23 protein-coding genes are annotated in these 16,896 nt (G+C 39.4%); 7 read left to right on the forward strand and 16 right to left on the reverse strand.

The features are described from left to right. Nucleotides 1–42 precede the first annotated feature (42 nt). Together ACFVSW_RS26615 and ACFVSW_RS26620 are read left to right on the forward strand one after the other, a co-directional pair. The gene (locus ACFVSW_RS26615) at nt 43–1,170 is read left to right on the forward strand and encodes an amidohydrolase (RefSeq protein WP_387319653.1); all 1,128 of its coding nucleotides are present in this window, start codon (nt 43–45) and stop codon (nt 1,168–1,170) included. Between the two features lie 300 nt (nt 1,171–1,470). Further along, complete coding sequence (locus ACFVSW_RS26620; protein ID WP_387319654.1) at nt 1,471–2,031, forward strand: GNAT family N-acetyltransferase; 561 nt, start codon at nt 1,471–1,473, stop codon at nt 2,029–2,031. 203 nt (nt 2,032–2,234) lie between these two features. Here the strand turns inward: ACFVSW_RS26620 and ACFVSW_RS26625 are convergent, their stop codons facing one another. Both ACFVSW_RS26625 and ACFVSW_RS26630 read right to left on the reverse strand, forming a co-directional pair. Then, the gene (locus ACFVSW_RS26625) at nt 2,235–2,393 is read right to left on the reverse strand and encodes a hypothetical protein (RefSeq protein ID WP_387319655.1); all 159 of its coding nucleotides are present in this window, start codon (nt 2,391–2,393) and stop codon (nt 2,235–2,237) included. Nucleotides 2,394–2,464: 71 nt separating this feature from the next. Beyond that, a complete protein-coding gene (locus ACFVSW_RS26630; RefSeq protein ID WP_387319656.1) occupies nt 2,465–3,253 on the reverse strand; it encodes an SDR family oxidoreductase in 789 nt (262 codons plus the stop codon). Between the two features lie 199 nt (nt 3,254–3,452). On the opposite strand from ACFVSW_RS26630, the gene ACFVSW_RS26635 reads away from it, so the two are divergent. Continuing rightward, nucleotides 3,453–3,929 (forward strand): Hsp20/alpha crystallin family protein, encoded by a 477-nt coding sequence (locus ACFVSW_RS26635; RefSeq protein ID WP_387319657.1) that lies wholly within the window; start codon nt 3,453–3,455, stop codon nt 3,927–3,929. Nucleotides 3,930–3,998: 69 nt separating this feature from the next. Beyond that, nucleotides 3,999–4,454 carry an Hsp20/alpha crystallin family protein gene (locus ACFVSW_RS26640; protein WP_387319658.1) on the forward strand — a complete coding sequence of 152 codons (456 nt, stop codon included), beginning with the start codon at nt 3,999–4,001 and terminating at the stop codon, nt 4,452–4,454. A gap of 213 nt (nt 4,455–4,667) precedes the next feature. On the opposite strand, the gene ACFVSW_RS26645 is transcribed toward ACFVSW_RS26640, so the two are convergent. Further along, nucleotides 4,668–5,144, reverse strand: a complete 477-nt coding sequence (locus ACFVSW_RS26645) for a FixH family protein (protein WP_387319659.1) — start codon at nt 5,142–5,144, stop codon at nt 4,668–4,670. Nucleotides 5,145–5,156: 12 nt separating this feature from the next. After that, nucleotides 5,157–5,435 (reverse strand): hypothetical protein, encoded by a 279-nt coding sequence (locus ACFVSW_RS26650; RefSeq protein WP_387319660.1) that lies wholly within the window; start codon nt 5,433–5,435, stop codon nt 5,157–5,159. Between the two features lie 94 nt (nt 5,436–5,529). On the opposite strand from ACFVSW_RS26650, the gene ACFVSW_RS26655 reads away from it, so the two are divergent. After that, on the forward strand, nt 5,530–5,775 hold the full coding sequence (locus ACFVSW_RS26655) for a DNA alkylation repair protein (protein WP_387319661.1): 246 nt from the start codon (nt 5,530–5,532) through the stop codon (nt 5,773–5,775). Nucleotides 5,776–5,814: 39 nt separating this feature from the next. Here ACFVSW_RS26655 and ACFVSW_RS26660 read toward each other — a convergent pair whose 3' ends face one another. The 4 genes from ACFVSW_RS26660 to deoD form a co-directional block, all read right to left on the reverse strand. Then, nucleotides 5,815–6,636 (reverse strand): hypothetical protein, encoded by an 822-nt coding sequence (locus ACFVSW_RS26660; protein ID WP_387319662.1) that lies wholly within the window; start codon nt 6,634–6,636, stop codon nt 5,815–5,817. An 87-nt stretch (nt 6,637–6,723) separates the two neighbouring features. After that, nucleotides 6,724–7,626: a CobW family GTP-binding protein gene (locus tag ACFVSW_RS26665; RefSeq protein ID WP_387319678.1), complete on the reverse strand. Its 903-nt coding sequence runs from the start codon at nt 7,624–7,626 to the stop codon at nt 6,724–6,726. A 76-nt stretch (nt 7,627–7,702) separates the two neighbouring features. After that, a complete protein-coding gene (locus ACFVSW_RS26670; RefSeq protein WP_387319663.1) occupies nt 7,703–9,214 on the reverse strand; it encodes a lmo1851 family serine protease in 1,512 nt (503 codons plus the stop codon). A 144-nt stretch (nt 9,215–9,358) separates the two neighbouring features. Then, nucleotides 9,359–10,063, reverse strand: coding sequence for a purine-nucleoside phosphorylase (gene deoD, locus ACFVSW_RS26675; protein ID WP_387319664.1), 705 nt, complete (start codon nt 10,061–10,063; stop codon nt 9,359–9,361). A 142-nt stretch (nt 10,064–10,205) separates the two neighbouring features. Between deoD and ACFVSW_RS26680 the strand changes: the two genes are divergently transcribed. Continuing rightward, complete coding sequence (locus ACFVSW_RS26680; protein WP_387319665.1) at nt 10,206–10,331, forward strand: hypothetical protein; 126 nt, start codon at nt 10,206–10,208, stop codon at nt 10,329–10,331. Nucleotides 10,332–10,379: 48 nt separating this feature from the next. Here ACFVSW_RS26680 and ACFVSW_RS26685 read toward each other — a convergent pair whose 3' ends face one another. Both ACFVSW_RS26685 and ACFVSW_RS26690 read right to left on the reverse strand, forming a co-directional pair. Beyond that, nucleotides 10,380–10,688, reverse strand: a complete 309-nt coding sequence (locus tag ACFVSW_RS26685) for an SH3 domain-containing protein (RefSeq protein WP_387319666.1) — start codon at nt 10,686–10,688, stop codon at nt 10,380–10,382. A gap of 191 nt (nt 10,689–10,879) precedes the next feature. Next, a complete protein-coding gene (locus ACFVSW_RS26690) occupies nt 10,880–11,053 on the reverse strand; it encodes a YozD family protein (RefSeq protein ID WP_387319667.1) in 174 nt (57 codons plus the stop codon). A gap of 175 nt (nt 11,054–11,228) precedes the next feature. On the opposite strand from ACFVSW_RS26690, the gene ACFVSW_RS26695 reads away from it, so the two are divergent. After that, nucleotides 11,229–11,396, forward strand: a complete 168-nt coding sequence (locus ACFVSW_RS26695) for a hypothetical protein (protein WP_387319668.1) — start codon at nt 11,229–11,231, stop codon at nt 11,394–11,396. Here the strand turns inward: ACFVSW_RS26695 and ACFVSW_RS26700 are convergent, their stop codons facing one another. The 6 genes from ACFVSW_RS26700 to ablB all read right to left on the reverse strand — a co-directional run bounded on the left by ACFVSW_RS26700 (nt 11,397) and on the right by ablB (nt 16,764). Then, a complete protein-coding gene (locus ACFVSW_RS26700; RefSeq protein WP_387319670.1) occupies nt 11,397–12,092 on the reverse strand; it encodes a hypothetical protein in 696 nt (231 codons plus the stop codon). Nucleotides 12,093–12,221: 129 nt separating this feature from the next. Next, on the reverse strand, nt 12,222–12,449 hold the full coding sequence (locus ACFVSW_RS26705; protein ID WP_387319671.1) for a YozE family protein: 228 nt from the start codon (nt 12,447–12,449) through the stop codon (nt 12,222–12,224). Nucleotides 12,450–12,566: 117 nt separating this feature from the next. Then, nucleotides 12,567–12,851, reverse strand: a complete 285-nt coding sequence (locus ACFVSW_RS26710; RefSeq protein ID WP_387319672.1) for a YokU family protein — start codon at nt 12,849–12,851, stop codon at nt 12,567–12,569. Nucleotides 12,852–12,863: 12 nt separating this feature from the next. Further along, nucleotides 12,864–14,303, reverse strand: coding sequence for a lysine 2,3-aminomutase (kamA, locus tag ACFVSW_RS26715; protein ID WP_387319673.1), 1,440 nt, complete (start codon nt 14,301–14,303; stop codon nt 12,864–12,866). Nucleotides 14,304–14,447: 144 nt separating this feature from the next. Then, nucleotides 14,448–15,842 carry a sigma-54 interaction domain-containing protein gene (locus ACFVSW_RS26720; protein WP_387319674.1) on the reverse strand — a complete coding sequence of 465 codons (1,395 nt, stop codon included), beginning with the start codon at nt 15,840–15,842 and terminating at the stop codon, nt 14,448–14,450. A gap of 67 nt (nt 15,843–15,909) precedes the next feature. Continuing rightward, nucleotides 15,910–16,764, reverse strand: coding sequence for a putative beta-lysine N-acetyltransferase (gene ablB, locus ACFVSW_RS26725; RefSeq protein WP_387319675.1), 855 nt, complete (start codon nt 16,762–16,764; stop codon nt 15,910–15,912). Between the last annotated feature and the right edge of the window lie 132 nt (nt 16,765–16,896).

A 16,896-nucleotide genomic window follows, 5' to 3' on the forward strand; every position in this document is an offset into this window, starting at 1 on the left:
AATAGATAAAATACTATTATCAACGTACAGAAAGGTTTTATTATGACAAAAACACTGTTAAAAAACGCTTTTGTTTATCCGATTACCTCCAAACCGTTTAATTACGGTGATGTTCTCATTGAAGAAGGGAAAATTAAAAAAGTAGGCAGAAACATTATGACCGATTTGAATGTAAAAATAATCGATTGCGGGGATTTATACCTTTTCCCCGGCTTTATCGATGTTCATACTCATTTAGGTCTATATGATGAAGGCACCGGCTGGGCCGGAAACGACGCAAACGAAACCGCTGAAGCACTTACTCCCCATATTCGGGCAATTGATGGGGCTTATCCGCTCGATCCTGCTTTCACTGATGCCATTAAAAGCGGAATCACCACCGTTCATATCATGCCAGGTAGCGCAAACGTTATTGGCGGTACTACTTCTGTCATCAAAACTACAGGTAAAAATATCAAGAAGATGATTGTCCAAGACGTTGCAGGATTAAAAATAGCCTTAGGGGAAAATCCAAAAAGAATTCATAGCCATGGTAACAGCGACTCTCTTACTCGGATGGGAATCATGGGGATGCTTAGGGAAGCCTTCTATCAAGCGATCCATGCTGATAACCCAGATGACCTGCGAATTACTCCGCTTGTAATGGCTTTAAAAAGAGAAATTCCTGTAAGAATTCATGCCCACCGTGCAGACGATATCATTACGGCCATTCGATTAGCCGAGGAGTTTAATCTTGATTTACGGATTGAGCATTGTACAGAAGGACATCTTATTGCCAATGAATTGGCTGGTATGAATCTAAAAGTTTCAGTAGGTCCAACTCTGACAAGAAGATCAAAGGTCGAATTAAAAAATAAGACATGGAAAACCTATCAGGAGCTGACAAACCACGGCGTCGAAGTTTCGATAACAACTGATCATCCGTATACGCCCATTCAATATTTAAACATTTGTGCAGGCATTGCCGTAAGAGAAGGGCTTTCAGAGCAAAAGGCCCTTGAAGGAATAACGATTCTCCCAGCAAGAAATCTAAAAATTGACCAAATGGTTGGAAGTATTGAGGAAGGGAAGGATGCTGATTTAGTCCTATGGAGTCATCATCCTTTTCATTATTTAGCGAAGCCGAAGTGGACGATGATTGGCGGGGAATTGATTTACTTAGAGGTGTAGAATTTTGTAGAAAAATGGTAAAAAATTTTAACAAAAAATCAACAAAAAAACTATTTATTTTTTTCTTTTTTTCTTGTATTATACTCTAAGTGAAACTGTTTTAGACCTAAATACATGGGGGTTTACGAACATAACCTATTAGCAAAAAATGATATAGGGAAGGCAAATGGTGCGCCACCAGTTTACTGGTTCTAGTGGGTTCGATTCCCACCCCGAAATTTTTTACGCAATTTTATAAAAAATTTCGAGGGTGGACAGATCTTTTGACATGGGATCGGAATGCCCTATGGAGGGAAATTCATGCTTAAAAAACGTGATCTTCATGACAGCCACACATTGTACGAATTAATGACGCACCCAGATGTCTTCCCTTTTGTACGACAGAAAGCTGATTCATATGAAGAATTCTTATTTATGACAAAACAAACGATCGAAGCTGAGGAGCGCGGTGAAATAATATCACGGACTATTCTAGATGAATGGGGTGCACCAATCGGCACGATTAATTTGTTTGATATTGAAGATAATGCCGGATTTTTAGGGACTTGGCTGGGAAAAGAGTATCACGGCAAGGGCTATAACAGCCCAGCTAAAGAAGCCTTTTTTCAGGAGCTTTTTTACGAAATGGGGATTGAAACTGTTTTTATGCGGATTCGAAAGGTTAATATCCGCTCAATAAGGGCAGCGGAGAAACTGCAGTATGTAATTAAAGCAAACGAGACCAGACTATCAATCTATCAGCAATTGAACGCAGATGGCGAAGTTTATGATTTGTATGAAATTCCGAAAGACTTATACACCTTTCACTTACTTCGGAATGGCTCGATTGAACAAGATTCCTCGCAATTGCTGGAAGCATAAAAAGCAATCGGTTAACAACCGATTGCTTTTTTACATGAAAAAGGTTTTTATTGTCTAGCTCCAGCGCCCTAGCGGCTAGTGTCCTTCCGCTCTCCGCCCTACGATAAGTCAAGCACGGATGCGCTCCGCTCTCCGTGTTTCCTTTATCTCAGTTGGAGAGCTCCAGGCCATACGCCGCTGACCAGGGCGCTTACGCTTTTCTTTTAATCCGTTACGTTTTGTTCAATACTTTCATTAACTTCACTTAGACCCATTTGGAGCAAAAATTCATCCAGTTCCTCGTCGGTTAATGTTTCAAAGCGGCCATCATGAAAAAAAACTTGGGTTTGATTTGGATTAATTCTGTTGATGTTAAAACTCATTTTCTTTGCTCCCTTCATAGATGATTACTAGCTATTATCCACAAAAGAAACAATTTTCATACTAAACTAAATTACACGCTACCATCTCCGTTTTTAAAGGCTTTCCCTAATACATCTACACCACCTGTTACGGGAATAATGCTTCCGGTAATAAAGTCAGATTTTTCATCTGTCAGAAAGGCAATGACCCTGGCAATATCTTCACCAGTGCCTTGTCTTCCAACGGAGGCAGCTCCCTCGAATGCAGCAATCGATTCTTCAATGTTTTTCTCTTTCCACTCGTTGATAATATCACCCGGACAGACCATATTTGCCGTTATCCCATGTACCGCTTCTTCAATTGCTAATGTCCGGGTTAGTGAGGCCAATCCCGTTTTCGCTGCTGCAAAGGCAGAGCGATAAACCCAGCCTGGAGCCGTTTCGACCCGATCGTAGCCCAGAGTAATAATCCTTCCCCACTGTTGTTTTCGCATTAAAGGAATTATTAGCTTCGACAAATAAAAAACAGCACTTAAGTTTCCTTGTATTAGGTAATTCCATTCCTCTAACGTATAATCTGTCAGTTTTTTTCTTTCATGTATGTATGGACCGGCATTATGTACTAAAATATCCACGGCATTATAGGCAGAAAGAGTTTCCTTAACCATTCGATTGCAATCATCGTAATTTGCAACATCCCCCTGAACAGTAATGATTTTCGTACCAAAACAATCAGTTAATTGGTTTGCCAAAGAAACTGCTTCTGATTCACTATTTCGATAATTAATTGCTAGCTGATACCCTTTTTCTGCAAGCTGGATTGCCGTTTGTTTACCAATACCCGAAGCTCCTCCTGTAATCAAAGCCGTCTTTTTTCTCACAAACATTACCTCTCTATAGTTAGAATTCTTCTTTATACTATATGTTAAAAAGATTCAAATATATATGCAAATAATTAACTTCCAACACTAATTAACGGAAAGGATAAGAATTGCATATTATGGGATATCACCGATAATCGCCGAATCAATTCTTCTTATGCCAAACTCGATTTACGTAAGCCTGAAAGGATGAAAAGGAATGTTCCCATGGAATATGTTTCCCTTCGGTAAAGATATGAAGGAATCAATGCAAAAAATGAAGCCGGAGGAAATCAACAATTTTGTCCAGGATATCATTGGAAAAATCATGCCTGGAAATATGCAGGGAATGATGAACCCGCAGGAAATGTTCAATGGATTTCAAAATACTTCCTCCCAGCCGCGGTCTGTTTCAGGGGTGTTAGAGTCGACTGCCTTTGAGACTCACGACTATGTGTTCGTGAGAATTCCGCTAAAAAACGAGGAATGGATTAAAATGCTTCGCCTTTATCATACTTCTAACCAGCTAATCATCGAGCACATCCCTGAACACAATGATTCAAATACAATCACCCTGCCAGCGATTGTCAAAAGGAAAGGGGCAATCGCAAACTATAAAGATGGCATCCTTGAAGTGAAAATCCCCAAAAATATTGATATGCAGTATTCGCAAATTGATGTGACGGAAATTTTGTAAATGTTTTTTGCATGTTTTTCCCGTTAAAAAATATGATGAAATAACTGCTTTAAAGTAAGGAGTGATATGATGGAAATCGATAAATTAAAAAAATGGGTGGATACTGCACAGCAATTCCAATCGGAAAAGTTTTGGAATAATGTATTCGATAGCCAAAATAAGAGTTCACCACTCCTAAACCAAATACCGACTGTCTCAGAACATTTTCCGAAATGCGATTTATTTGAAACTGAAAATGAGCTTGTTGTCGAGGCAGAAATTCCAGGGGTATTGAAGGAAAATCTGCATATTTCCATTCACCATCAGCTTCTTACAATCACTGGTGAATGTAAAACATTTTTGCAAAATCGAAAGTATTTTATCAAAGAACGGCCCAACCGTAAGTTTACCAAGGAAATAACACTGCCTTATCCTGTTAACATTCATAAAGTGAAATCAGAAATGCGCTATGGCGTTTTATCGATTGTCATGCCGATTAACCGAGAAGAAATTGAAGATATCCCAATTACCTTTAATAGAGATTGAAAGACAGCCTATAGGCTGTCTTTTAATATTATCAGAATTTATATCAATGAACTTTGAGAATTGTCCAGCTCCAGCACCCTAGCGGCTAATGTCCTTCGCTCTCCGCCCTACGATAAGTCAACATCGAATCGCTAACGCTCTTCGTGTTTCCTTTATCTCAGATGGAGCGCTCCAGGCCATACGCCGCTGACCAGGGCGCTTGCGCTTTTCTTATTAATGACCCTCATGGGTGTGATCGTCTTCATGATGATCATCCATGTCCATATTCTCCATCGAATCTTTTGCTTTAGGGTCTTCCGGTTCACTTGGAGTCCCGACAACGAATTCCTTCTTCGGCATATTATGCATATCTCTTGCCGTAACGTGAGAAATGATATAATAGGTGCCTTCTTGCGGGAACGACTTTTCAAGACGATAGATTCCGTTCTTAGCTTGTTTTATTTCTATTTTTTCGTGTTTTTCATCCTTTGCCCGCCATATTTCAAATATCACGGATTCGGCATCGTTCACCATTTCTTTTCCTTGACTTACCTTTGCTTCAAATGAAATTGGCTGATTTACTTTCCCAGTCACAGGTTTAACCGATAATTCCACTTCTAACATTTCAGGTAAGGCATCATTTTGTTTACTGCAAGACACAGCTACACTTAGTAGCAGGACCGTAATAATAACGACTAGAAGCTTTCTCACAAATATACTCTCCTAACTTAGTTCTTCCAATATTTCTACATGGATTTTTATTAATCGTAATTTCATTTCTGCCGAGATCGAGGAATTCATCACTCTTTTAATGGCTGAATAATATTTTTCATATCGGCTTTTTCTAACTCTTGGATGGGAGTTTTCATCTAACAACTCTCGTTTTATCGCCTCGATTAATATTTCTTTGCTGCCTATCTCCTCTGTGAGTAATATCCGATTGTTCCAAATCGAGCGGTATTCCACTAATAAATCATCAAAATTCACTTGTTCATGTGCCAAACCCTTTCCCCCTTTTTCTTTCATCTGAATTGTTACATATTTGATAGCGTTATTGCAAAAAATAGATGTTAACAATACTAAGGAAGTGTATCCTATGTCTACACCATACAGATGCCCAAACTGTAAAACGAATCGAAGCCGTTTTAATATCGTCCAGCAAGTCTCACAAGCTGTCAAGCTCGACCCCCAATCTGGTGACATCGTCAGGGAATATCAAGAAAATGAATTAGAACCATTTCATCTTCCATATAACGGACCTGATTATCGCGTTCAATGCGGTGCCTGCGGCTTAATTGAAGATGAACGAACCTTTATCAAATTTGGCGAGCAGCCCATATAGTCCATTAAAAAACACCTTTACAAACAGGTGTTTTTGTCTTTAAGGAAGATTATTTTCTTTTAAAAAATCCTCTGAATCCACTTTCCAAGGATCGATAGGTGAAAACCGCACAAGATGTATGTTCCCTTTAAATTTTTGCCCGCCTCTGTTTTCTATGTACAAATCTACTTCAACAGGAACATCCAAGCTGATTTCCTCGGTTAAGTCCTCTGGGGGCAGCATTTCCATCCGGGAGATGCTAAAATTTTCAACCTTTGCTAAAATGGGTTTCCAGTTTATTTTTTGTAAGGAAACCTGTGAAGTAATCCGTTTATCCTGCTGTTTAAAGCCTGTCACATAGGCATTAATCGCCTCGTAGGGATTCGCTTTCCCGAGATACTCCTCTAATTTTCCTGCTGCTTTCAAAATCATCAGCATATGGGATAAGTCCATTGTGTTTGTCCGATGAGTTGTACTCCCGTAGAAATGAATACAAAAATGACCGGGAAAATTATTTTCCAATGCGCCTGCACCATGCGGCATTCCGTGCATCGATGCAGCAATCCATTGCTCTTTATGAATAACGATGATTGCCCGCCGTTTCCAGCTCCATTTACCACTATATATTTTTTTCATTATTTTCGTATCTTTTTTTGTTAATGGCTGTACATCGGCATGGTTACTCCCTGCCCTCCTTTGGACCTTGAAGCGTTTTCCTGTTTCAACATCGAGGACGGTGAATTTTGTGTATTTCGGGACTATGTGATTAACTTCTTTCCAATCCGGCATTTCAATTTTATAGCTAATATCAGATGCAGCTTGAACCCCTTGTCCATATAGGAGGTAATGGATTAACACCAAAAAACAAGCTAACTTCTTCATTTCAGACCCCCTCTTAATGGTTTATAAGCTACATTAAAAGAGTTACCTGAATATCTATTTATCATTCATTCCATCTTGACTATTTTCTTATTTCTCAATATTTTCCAGCTGCTCCTCAATCCGATTCCAATCGATATTTTCACCGATAAATACGAGGTTTAACGGCAAATTCATCTCTTCCTTGATGTAAAGCGGCATACCATATGAAAATTGGAATAAAAACGGCAGTGCCGCGGAATCAAATTTCACATATCCTTTTATACGGTAAATTGTATCCGGCAGTTCTTTTAAGAATTCCTCAAACGTTGTATGATTAATTGCGGTTTTAAATTGGTAGACAAAGGTGGATAAGTTTAAATCGATTCGCTGTGATGCCTGTTCAAAGGATACAGATAGACTTCTAAGCTGTCCAATTGAAACCTGAGAATAATTCGTCAGTAAGCATTTTGCCGTTTGATTAATGGATTGGATTTCAAAGGAAATAGCCGCTTGTTCCTGTTCTTTCAAATCCTTCATCTTGTTAATTATGATAAAGTCAGCATGTCTAACTTGCTCAAGAACAAGCTGCTGAAGCTGCGGACTTAATAATTTCCTGTCCTTCCATCTCGTGCCATCAACTGTTGTAATAATGCCTTTAATATTCAATTGATCCGCAAACAACGGAGAAAGAATCGCATCCAACACTTCAACAGGATGGGCAGCCCCTGTCGTTTCGATATAAATGACATCCGGCTTTTCTTCTACTAATAGACCTTGAAGCTGGGCTTCAAGCTTATCCTGAATCGAGCAGCAAATACAGCCGCCTAATAACTCTTTCAGTGATACGTCTTCAGCTACAGCATCAGAGTCAATCGATACTTTTCCTAATTCATTCATCATGACTGCGACTTTTCGCTCTGATTTCCGTTCATCCTCTAGAAAACGTTTTAAAAGGCTTGTTTTTCCACTGCCTAAAAATCCAGATAAAATATAAACTTCTGTTTTTTTCAACGTCATTTCCCATCACTCCTCTTTTCGATAAGACATAAGAAATGAACCCGACTCAATTGAATCGGGTTCCATTTTGTTATTTCATTCGTCCTTTTAAGACCTCAATCGCTTTAAGCATTTGCGTATCATTTGTCTTTATTTTTTCTCTTAACAGATCCATCAGTTTCAATGTTGATTCGGCTTTTAAAACTCCATTAACCGGAAGCTTTTGTGCTGTTTGAAATTGAATGACAGCTTCTTTCGTTTTCTCATCGAAGAATCCATCTTCTCTGCCTGGGTCATAGCCAATCGCCTTCAACATCTTTTGCGCAGTCTCTACTTCAGCAGATGAAATAGACATGGCAAGCTCCTTATCCGGATTGATAATCGGCAATGAGGCATAATCAGGGAGAGCGACTTCTACATCCGGGCTGATTCCTTTTTTATGAATCCACGTTCCATCCGGCGTCAGCCATTTGGCAATGGTATATTTAATGTTGGAGCCGTCTTTGAAATCAGCGGTCGTCTGTACCGTACCTTTTCCAAAAGATTTTTCACCAACAAGCGGTACACCGGCAGATTCTTTTACGGCAGCGGAAAGAATTTCGGAAGCACTTGCACTTCCTTTATCAATTAGCACCACTAAAGGCAGGTCTGGATTCCCCGTATTTTTCGAAGGGATTTCGGTAAGCTTGCCATTCCGGTCTTCTTCCTTGACAATAATCTTGCCTTTAGGGACGAACATACTTGAAATGTCGATCGCTTGGTTTAATAAGCCCCCAGGATTTTGCCGCAAGTCTAAGACAAGACCCTTCATTCCCTTTTTCTGCAAATCATTTAAGGTCTCAACTAATTCTTTTGATGTATTCGTTGAAAAGCTGGTTATTTGAACTTTTGCAATCGACTCATCCACCATTTCACCATAAACAGTCTCAATAGGAATCTCATCGCGAATAATCGGCACCGTCATCGGAGCATCTATGCCTGGGCGCTGAATTGTCAATTCTACCTTCGTTCCCTTTTTCCCTCTAATTAAGGTAACAGCTTGGGTTGAAGTCATTCCCTGCAGGCTTTTTCCATCGACTGAGGTAATCATATCATTAGGTTTTAAGCCTGCTTTTTCAGCAGGAGACCCTTTAATCGGGGACACGATAACTATATGCCCGTCCTTTTCTTGAATCTCGGCACCAATTCCTTCAAACGAAGAAGAAATACTACTATGAAAGCTTTTTGCTTCCTCATTACTCATATAATCGGAGTATGGGTCATCCAGCGAATCGACCATCCCGTTTATCGCACCATTTATGAGCTTTTTTTGATCCAAATCCTTGTAATATCCATTTTTTAATGTATCAAAGGCTTCATAGAGTTTATTAAATTCTGTCCTTTGAGGAGCAACTGTTACGACCTTATCTTTTCCAAACGCCAGGGCAAATGTCGTAATCCCCGCAGATAGAAAAACAATTAAAAATAACAGCATGATAAAGTGAAACTTTTTCAACCGAATATAACTGGATTTGCCCTCTGTTGCTTGCTCTTGTTCAATGTTTCCTTCTGCAGTCTTCTCTTGTTCAACATTCTTTTCTTCCAAAGCCTTCACCACTTTCATTAACCATAAAAGTAAACCCTTAGTGATTAGAATAACATCTTTTTTATAAAAAAACACAAGAAAAGTTATTGAAATTAATAATAACCACAATGACCTTCAAAAAAATAGAAAAAACCCCTTCCTTTTTGGAAGAGGTGGGAAGTTTTATTCCTTGATTGCTGCTTCCAAGGCAACTTCTATCATATCATTAAAGGTCAATTGTCTTTCTTCAGCTGTTGTTTCCTCACCTGTTAAGATATGATCACTGACAGTTAGAACGGACAGTGCTCTGCGGTCAAATTTAGCAGCTAATGTATAAAGCGCAGTTGTTTCCATTTCGATCGCAAGGATTTGATATCTTGCCCATTTTTCAAGTTCAGCATTATCATTATAGAATGAATCTGCTGTGAAAATATTCCCTACTTTCAAATTAAGTCCTTTGGCCACACCTGCATCATAAGCCTTTCTCAGCAAGTCAAAGTTAGCAGTAGGGGCAAAGTCAACATGGCCAAAAGTAAGACGATTCATATTCGAATCTGTTGAACTTGTCATCGCTAAAATTACATCGCGAACTTTAACATCTTTTTGAATCGCTCCACACGTACCAATCCTGATTAGATTTTGCACTTGATAGCTTTGGATTAATTCATTTACATAAATAGAAATGGATGGCACACCCATTCCAGTCCCTTGAACAGAAATCCGTCTTCCTTTATAGGTTCCAGTAAAACCTAACATATTACGGACTTCGTTATAACATGTTGCATCCTCTAAAAACGTTTCAGCAATATATTTCGCTCGAAGCGGATCTCCTGGAAGCAAAACCGTTTCGGCAATTTCATTTTCTTTGGCACCAATATGTACACTCATTAAATAGACCTCCAATCAAATATAAGGACAGGATTTGTTATTCTGCACCATAGACACTATAACATAATCGCTTTTAAAGCAAAACCTTGACATGTTTTTTTGATTTTGTGGGAAGCTATTTGTTATAAGGAGGGGGTTAACGATGGGTAAAAAACATCGAAGCAGAATAAATTCACAAAAGAAGAATAATCACATCCCTGCTGAGGCGATTGTCGCAGAACATGAAGCACACGAAAAAGAGCATAACGCAGCAGGAAGAAAAGAATAAATGGAAATAAACCTAAGGGTATTTCCTTAGGTTTATTGAATGTTCAGTTTAGAGCAGGATGATTCGATTAATGGGGAACCAGCCCCCGGGTTTTAATTGAAAATAATACTGGCCGCCACGGGCTTCATCAATCAGGATGATATCGCCGGTTGCGAGAAATCTTCCTTTATAATTTGCCGGTAATCTGTCGGTCACGTTAAAGCGGCTGAAGGTTTCCTGCAAACACTGATCCCGGCTATTTGCCGAAATGTTCGTTCGATAAACCTCTTTATATCCTTTATTTTCGCGGTACTTTGGAGTTTGAAAGATCGTCACATCATACTGGATATTTGCTCTTCTTGTTAATACCTTGATCATCATATACCTCCAATTATTAGAATTAATCGCCTATTCTAATAATTAGCCATAAGCATTGTCAAATCCTCCGTAGAATTTCCACTATTTTTGTCGAATTCCTCATTTTACCGAAGAAAAATGTTTCAAGGATGAAATTAATAAATAACTGCACCCATTATCTATCGTATAAGGAATCTTGAGTTACTAGTTTCCTATTCATCTTCTACCTCTTCGTCAATAATGCTCTTTTCAATTAAATATTCAAACGTAATATCTGCGAGTTCTTCTAATTCTTCTTCACTAGGAACGTATCCCCTTTTTACAAGCTCATGAAAGAAAAATTCGGCAATCTCTTCTGTATCGATAAATACTTCAATTTCCTTCATTAGCATCGCCCCCTTTTTAGAGAATGTATGATGGATATAGCTTTTTAATGCCAAAAGGTATACCCATAAGGCTGTATAGATGTTTTTTAGAAGCTTTTATTTTATCAAGAGACCATGTCTATTTCCGCTTGGACAAGCATAGGATGATTGAAAAGAACTCTATGAGGTGATATGAATGACAAATTTTCAATTAAAGCTTGAGGCATGGATGGAAGATGTAAATCGGGAGGATGGCTTCACCCTCCGACTCTTTGGGAAGATTACCGACACGATGTTTTTTCTGATTAAATGGGCCGGCATCCCATTTGTTTTGTATTTATTAATTCAAATTTCAAGATGGTAACTATACATGGCTTTTGCCATCATTGCTTCCTAGACTTTCTAATTTCCGGAGAATCACCCGCATTACTTGATAATATTCCTGATCTTGAAACATTTCATATAATATCCGGTAATCATTAAATATGTCCAATAGGTTGTCAATTAATTCCTTTTTCTCTTTCTTTCGTTCAATTTCTTCGAATTCCGCTTTTCTTACAATGTTTGGTGATTTAGGTATATTTGCTGCCTTTTCCTGCTTATTCACTAAGTATAGAATTCCCAGCTTTTGGATAAATGTATCAGCATTCTCCGCATCAGCTACAAGTGTCAGTTCCTCTTCACCTGCTTCGAGCCATTCCCCATCACTAACCCTTGATAACTCATAAATTATATCTTCCCAGGCGTCTTCTTTGTAACGCCAAATCTCTGTTCGAAAGCCAACCACTTTAAATAAATCGGCACCATAACCACTGACTTGAACTAAATCTCCGAAGAAGAATTTATATTCGATATCAATCTGTTCGTGCTCCAATACCGTGCCTTCATACTCCGATAGTAATTGTAAGGCGGATTCTATGAACAGACCATCACTTTTATTTACTTCATACACGTACTTTCCGTCGAGCCATTTAACATCTGTTATCTTGCCGACAGTTCCATAAATAGTAATCACGACCGTATCACCGATCTTATAATTCGGTTTTTTCCTCTTTGTCATGTCCTCCCATCCCCTCAAAAAATAAGCCGTGAATTTTGATTACAATAGTATATGCACCGCCTGAAATAAAAGCGCATGACAATTATAAAATGAAAAAATCGCCTCGAATTAAGAGGCGACTCTTGATGCCTATATTTTGTTTTCTGAACTTAGATAAAGCTGCCAAGCTTCGTCGAAGACAGTCATCGAATCTAAATAATGTCCATTGAGCTCTAGATATGAACTAAGCTCATGGTAATCATCCGCCGATTTCGGAAAGGCAACATCCAAAAAAGCCGCATTTGCAAAGTGACTTATCGCATCCTTTGGTGCCGGGTGTCTATAGTTCATTAAAAAGTGATAAAAAGATTTCCTCATAGTAATTCGCCCTTCTCAGCCAATTTCGTTTTTTCTTAGGAATACTATAACGAATCATGCAGGTATCGTCCAGTAATTCCATTGTAAAAAGCAGCCCGAAATTTCAGGCTGCTTCCATTATGAAGAGAAGTCAAAATAATTCTTTTTCAATAATCTCGGTATTTTCATTAATTCTTCAAAGGAAATCACTTTTCCAATTTGCTTACAATCAATTAAATACAAATGATTTTCTATTTCTTTAATAATTGGTTCGCTCTGATAAATCATCTCACAGTCCCGGCAGCAATAGGTGGGAGTTGCGGTAATTTCAATTGCCCGCGAGCCATCAGGCAATTCCCAGAAAACGGAATCAGTCGTTTGCTTTACATTTATGCTGCTGCACCATTCACATGCTATTTCCACCGAATCCACCCCCTATTCCTTAATTGTCTCTGCTGAATTAACTGCATTTTTCGTTTCTTGACTGCTCTTTTCTTTCTCTGTCAAGGCTCTAAATTTCTTATCCTTTAATTCATCACGTTTACCTCGTTTATCCTTTAGAGACGTATGGTCAGGATCTTGATTGTAGTCCTTGCGGCGATTAAGCCTTGTCAACCCTTCCGGCACAAGATTAAAATGCTGATCATTCATAATACCTGCAATTCCGGCAAGCGACCGTTTCTCCTCCATGTCAGGATAAATTTCTTGAAAATAACCTTCTGCTCTGCCAGGTAGATAATTTTCAGGCTCCGGATAGGAAGTAATCACCCCTTCAAAATTACGAAGAACGACCTTTTCCGGACTTTGCGAAATTAAATAGTTCGGCTGCAGGGCAATTTTTCCGCCGCCTCCAGGGGCATCAACCACAAAAGTTGGTACGGCATATCCAGACGTATGACCGCGAAGCCCCTCAATAATTTCGAGTCCCTTTGAAACTGGCGCCCGGAAATGGCCAATTCCTTCTGACAGGTCACATTGATAAATATAATATGGGCGGACACGAATTTTCACCAGGTCATGCATCAGTCTTTTCATAATTGAAACACTGTCATTGATTCCCGCTAGGATAACAGACTGATTGCCAACCGGAACGCCGGCGTTAGCGAGCATTTCACATGCCCTTTTCGAATCTTCGGTAATCTCGATTGAAGTATTAAAATGGGTATTCAGCCAAATCGGATGATATTTCTTCAAAATATTACAGAGGTTTTCCGTAATTCTTTGCGGGAACACAACCGGTGCCCTTGTACCAATCCGGATAATTTCAACATGGTCAATTTCCCGTAGATTTTTTAGAATATATTCCAGAATATTATCATTGATTAACAGGCCATCTCCCCCGGAAATTAATACATCGCGGACCTGAGGTGTCTGCCTGATATAGGAAATGGCGGCATCAAGCTGTTTCTTTGGCACACCCATTCCAATTTGTCCGGAAAAGCGTCTTCTTGTACAATAACGGCAATACATCGAACATTGATTGGTTACTAGAAAAAGGACACGGTCAGGATAACGGTGTGTTAAGCCTGGTACCGGCGAATCCTCATCCTCATATAATGGGTCTTCAAGATCATATTTTGTTTTATATATTTCCTTTGAAATTGGCACGGATTGCATTCTGATTGGGCAGCGCGGATCGTCAGGGTTCATTAAGGATGCATAATAGGGTGTGATATTTAAGGGAATAGTTTTCGTTGAAATCCTGACTCCCTCTTCTTCATCGGGAGTTAAGTTAATCACCTTTTTTAAATCATCTAATGTCCGAATTGTATTCGTTAATTGCCAAAGCCAATCATTCCACTGTTCTTCGGTAACATCTTTCCACAGCTCGATATCTTGCCAATGCCTTTTTGGTTTATATAAAAATGGCTTCATTATGATTTCCCCCTTAAACATGCTTTACCATAAACTATGCAAGAAGCGTGCCAACACCTTAAAACACTTAAGAATGAATATTTGATTGAAAATTCATATTCTTCAGCCTTTAAATATTGAAAAAACTGCCGAAAAATCGGCAGCTCATGTTATCATTTTTTTCATTTTATATTGCAAGGTTTGTCTGGGAATCTCTAATATCTTCGCCGCTTGATTAATATTCCCTTCACATAAATCAAGGGCATCACTGATGAGACTTTTTTCTAATGCCTCTATATTTTTTCTTAATGATAGACTTTCAGTTGGATTGCTTTTACCTTTTGGCGGCTCGGGAAGATTTCTTAACATAAGGGGCAGATCCTCATAGCTAAGGAACTTGTCCTCACATACGTTCATCATATATTCGATGGTGTGTTTTAATTCGCGTACATTCCCGGGCCAACGATAGCCTGTAAAGAATAACTCCAACTTCTTCTCAATGCCTTGAATGTTTTTCACTAATTTCCGGTTAAAATCCTTCATAAAGTAATCGGATAAGAACAAAATATCATCTTTGCGATCCCGTAACGGAAGCAGCGAGAAGGTAAAGACATTTAAGCGGTAAAAAAGGTCAGAGCGGAGCACCTGATTTTGAAGGGCAATGCTTGGATGCACGTTCATCGCCGCAATGACGCGGACATTCACCGATATGTTCTGCGAGCCGCCAACCCTTCTAACCATCCCATCCTCTAAAACTCTTAATAGCTTTGCCTGCAGTTCAATCGGCATTGTATGTAGTTCATCAAGGAAAAGGGTTCCGCCATCAGCAAGTTCAAATAACCCTTTTCGATCAACAGCCCCTGTATAGCTGCCTTTTGCCGTGCCAAAAAGAATACTTTCCAACAGGGTTTCAGGTATCGCCGCACAATTTTGCGCAATAAACGCACCGCCCGAACGGTGTGATTCGTGATGAATTCCTTGAACGAATAATTCTTTTCCTGTTCCCGATTCACCATAGACGAGAATTGGGGAATCGGATTTTGCTAGCTTCCTAGCCTCGTCCTTCATGCTAATAAAGGCGGGATTAACAGAGATTAAATCACCAAGGGTATAATTCACTTGCTTTAATACCTTTTTCCGACTGCCTTTGTTTAAGCCTTTTTGTAAATCTAATAGACTTTCGGCAAGCAGCTTCATCCTTGAGTAGTCCTTAGCGATTTCAACAGCACCGATAATTTCTTCGCCAAGCAGGATAGGCAGGGTTGTATTGATCGTATCAATTCTCGTTCCATGGATATTTAAGTACACCTGTGTTTGATTGAAAATGGGCTTACCCGTTTTAATCACCTTTAACAACGTGCTTGACTCTTTTGTCAGCGAGGGAAATGCGTCAATTAAGTACTTTCCCTGCACTTCCTTCACACCCATGCCATCATGCTTTGCGGCAACTTCATTGTAAAAAATCGTTTTTCCCTCAGTATTGACAACATGAATCCCTTCATCAATGCTTTTTAGAATCGCACTTAGAACTTCTTGCGTCAAAGCCGTTAATTGAACCATTTATGTCACCTGCCCTTCTGAACGAGTTGCAAAGGTGCCGAAAAGTTGTCACCTAAAAGCCCAAATTTTAGCAGTTCGCCAGATTTTTAACCCACATATTCATATTTTCAAGTTTGTCATAGATATAGCAATTATTCATTAACCTTCCGCGGTACGCGTAACCGAGCTGATATAACACGGCATTCATGCCGAAGGATAAGGACCTGGCGATCGAATAGGCACAAAAGATTCCATGGCCTTTCAACTCAGCTTCCAGTGCTTGAAGGATAATTTTCATTAGACCGTATTTTCTATGTTCCGTTAATGTTGCGCAATCCGTTAATTCAGCGTTCTTATAAAAAACATTTATTTCTGCAGAAGCAGCACTGACAATCCTACCTTGATGGAAAAAGACATAATAGACCGTTCCCTCCTGCATCGTCTTTTTTACATAATCCGGATGATGCAAGGGGGTAGGATAGATTTGAAATACTTGCCGGTACAATGCCGCAAGCTCCTCTGCGCAGCTTTCGTCAGCCTTCCTTAATTCAAATTCCTTTGGCGGATAGGCTTTTTGAATGGAAGTATCTAATTGGTAAATACTGCGGATCATTCCATCCTCCGTTATCCAATGATCATTTCTCTTGCGCTCTTCGGTGTAGAACTTTGAATAGAAATGGGCATCCGAACCAAGGAAATAGCGATCGACAACCGCTTCCAGCTGCAGACCATATTCAAAAAACGGCAGACAATCTTCGCTGCGGCCTTTGATAATTAACTTTTCAGCTTGATATTGTTCAACGAGCTCTTCGGCCTTTTCTACTAGTAATTTGGTATTTCCACGATAATTATCGATCCGGATACGTTTATTAAAAGGATCTAGATAAACCTCGAGGAAATAACTGCTTTCCTCGAGGAAAATAGTTGATGCCGTTTGATTCATCTCTTTTACCCCTTTATCTTAGGCAGTGTTAAAAGTAAATGTTGATTTCCGTTCCAGGCGCTTCGCTTTCCGCGGGGCGGGCGGTGAGCCTCCTCGGCGCTAAAGCGCCTGCGGGGTCTCACCTGTCCCGCT

The sequence above is a fragment of the Neobacillus sp. NPDC058068 genome, from assembly GCF_042885335.1.
Lineage (GTDB): Bacteria > Bacillota > Bacilli > Bacillales > Cytobacillaceae > Neobacillus.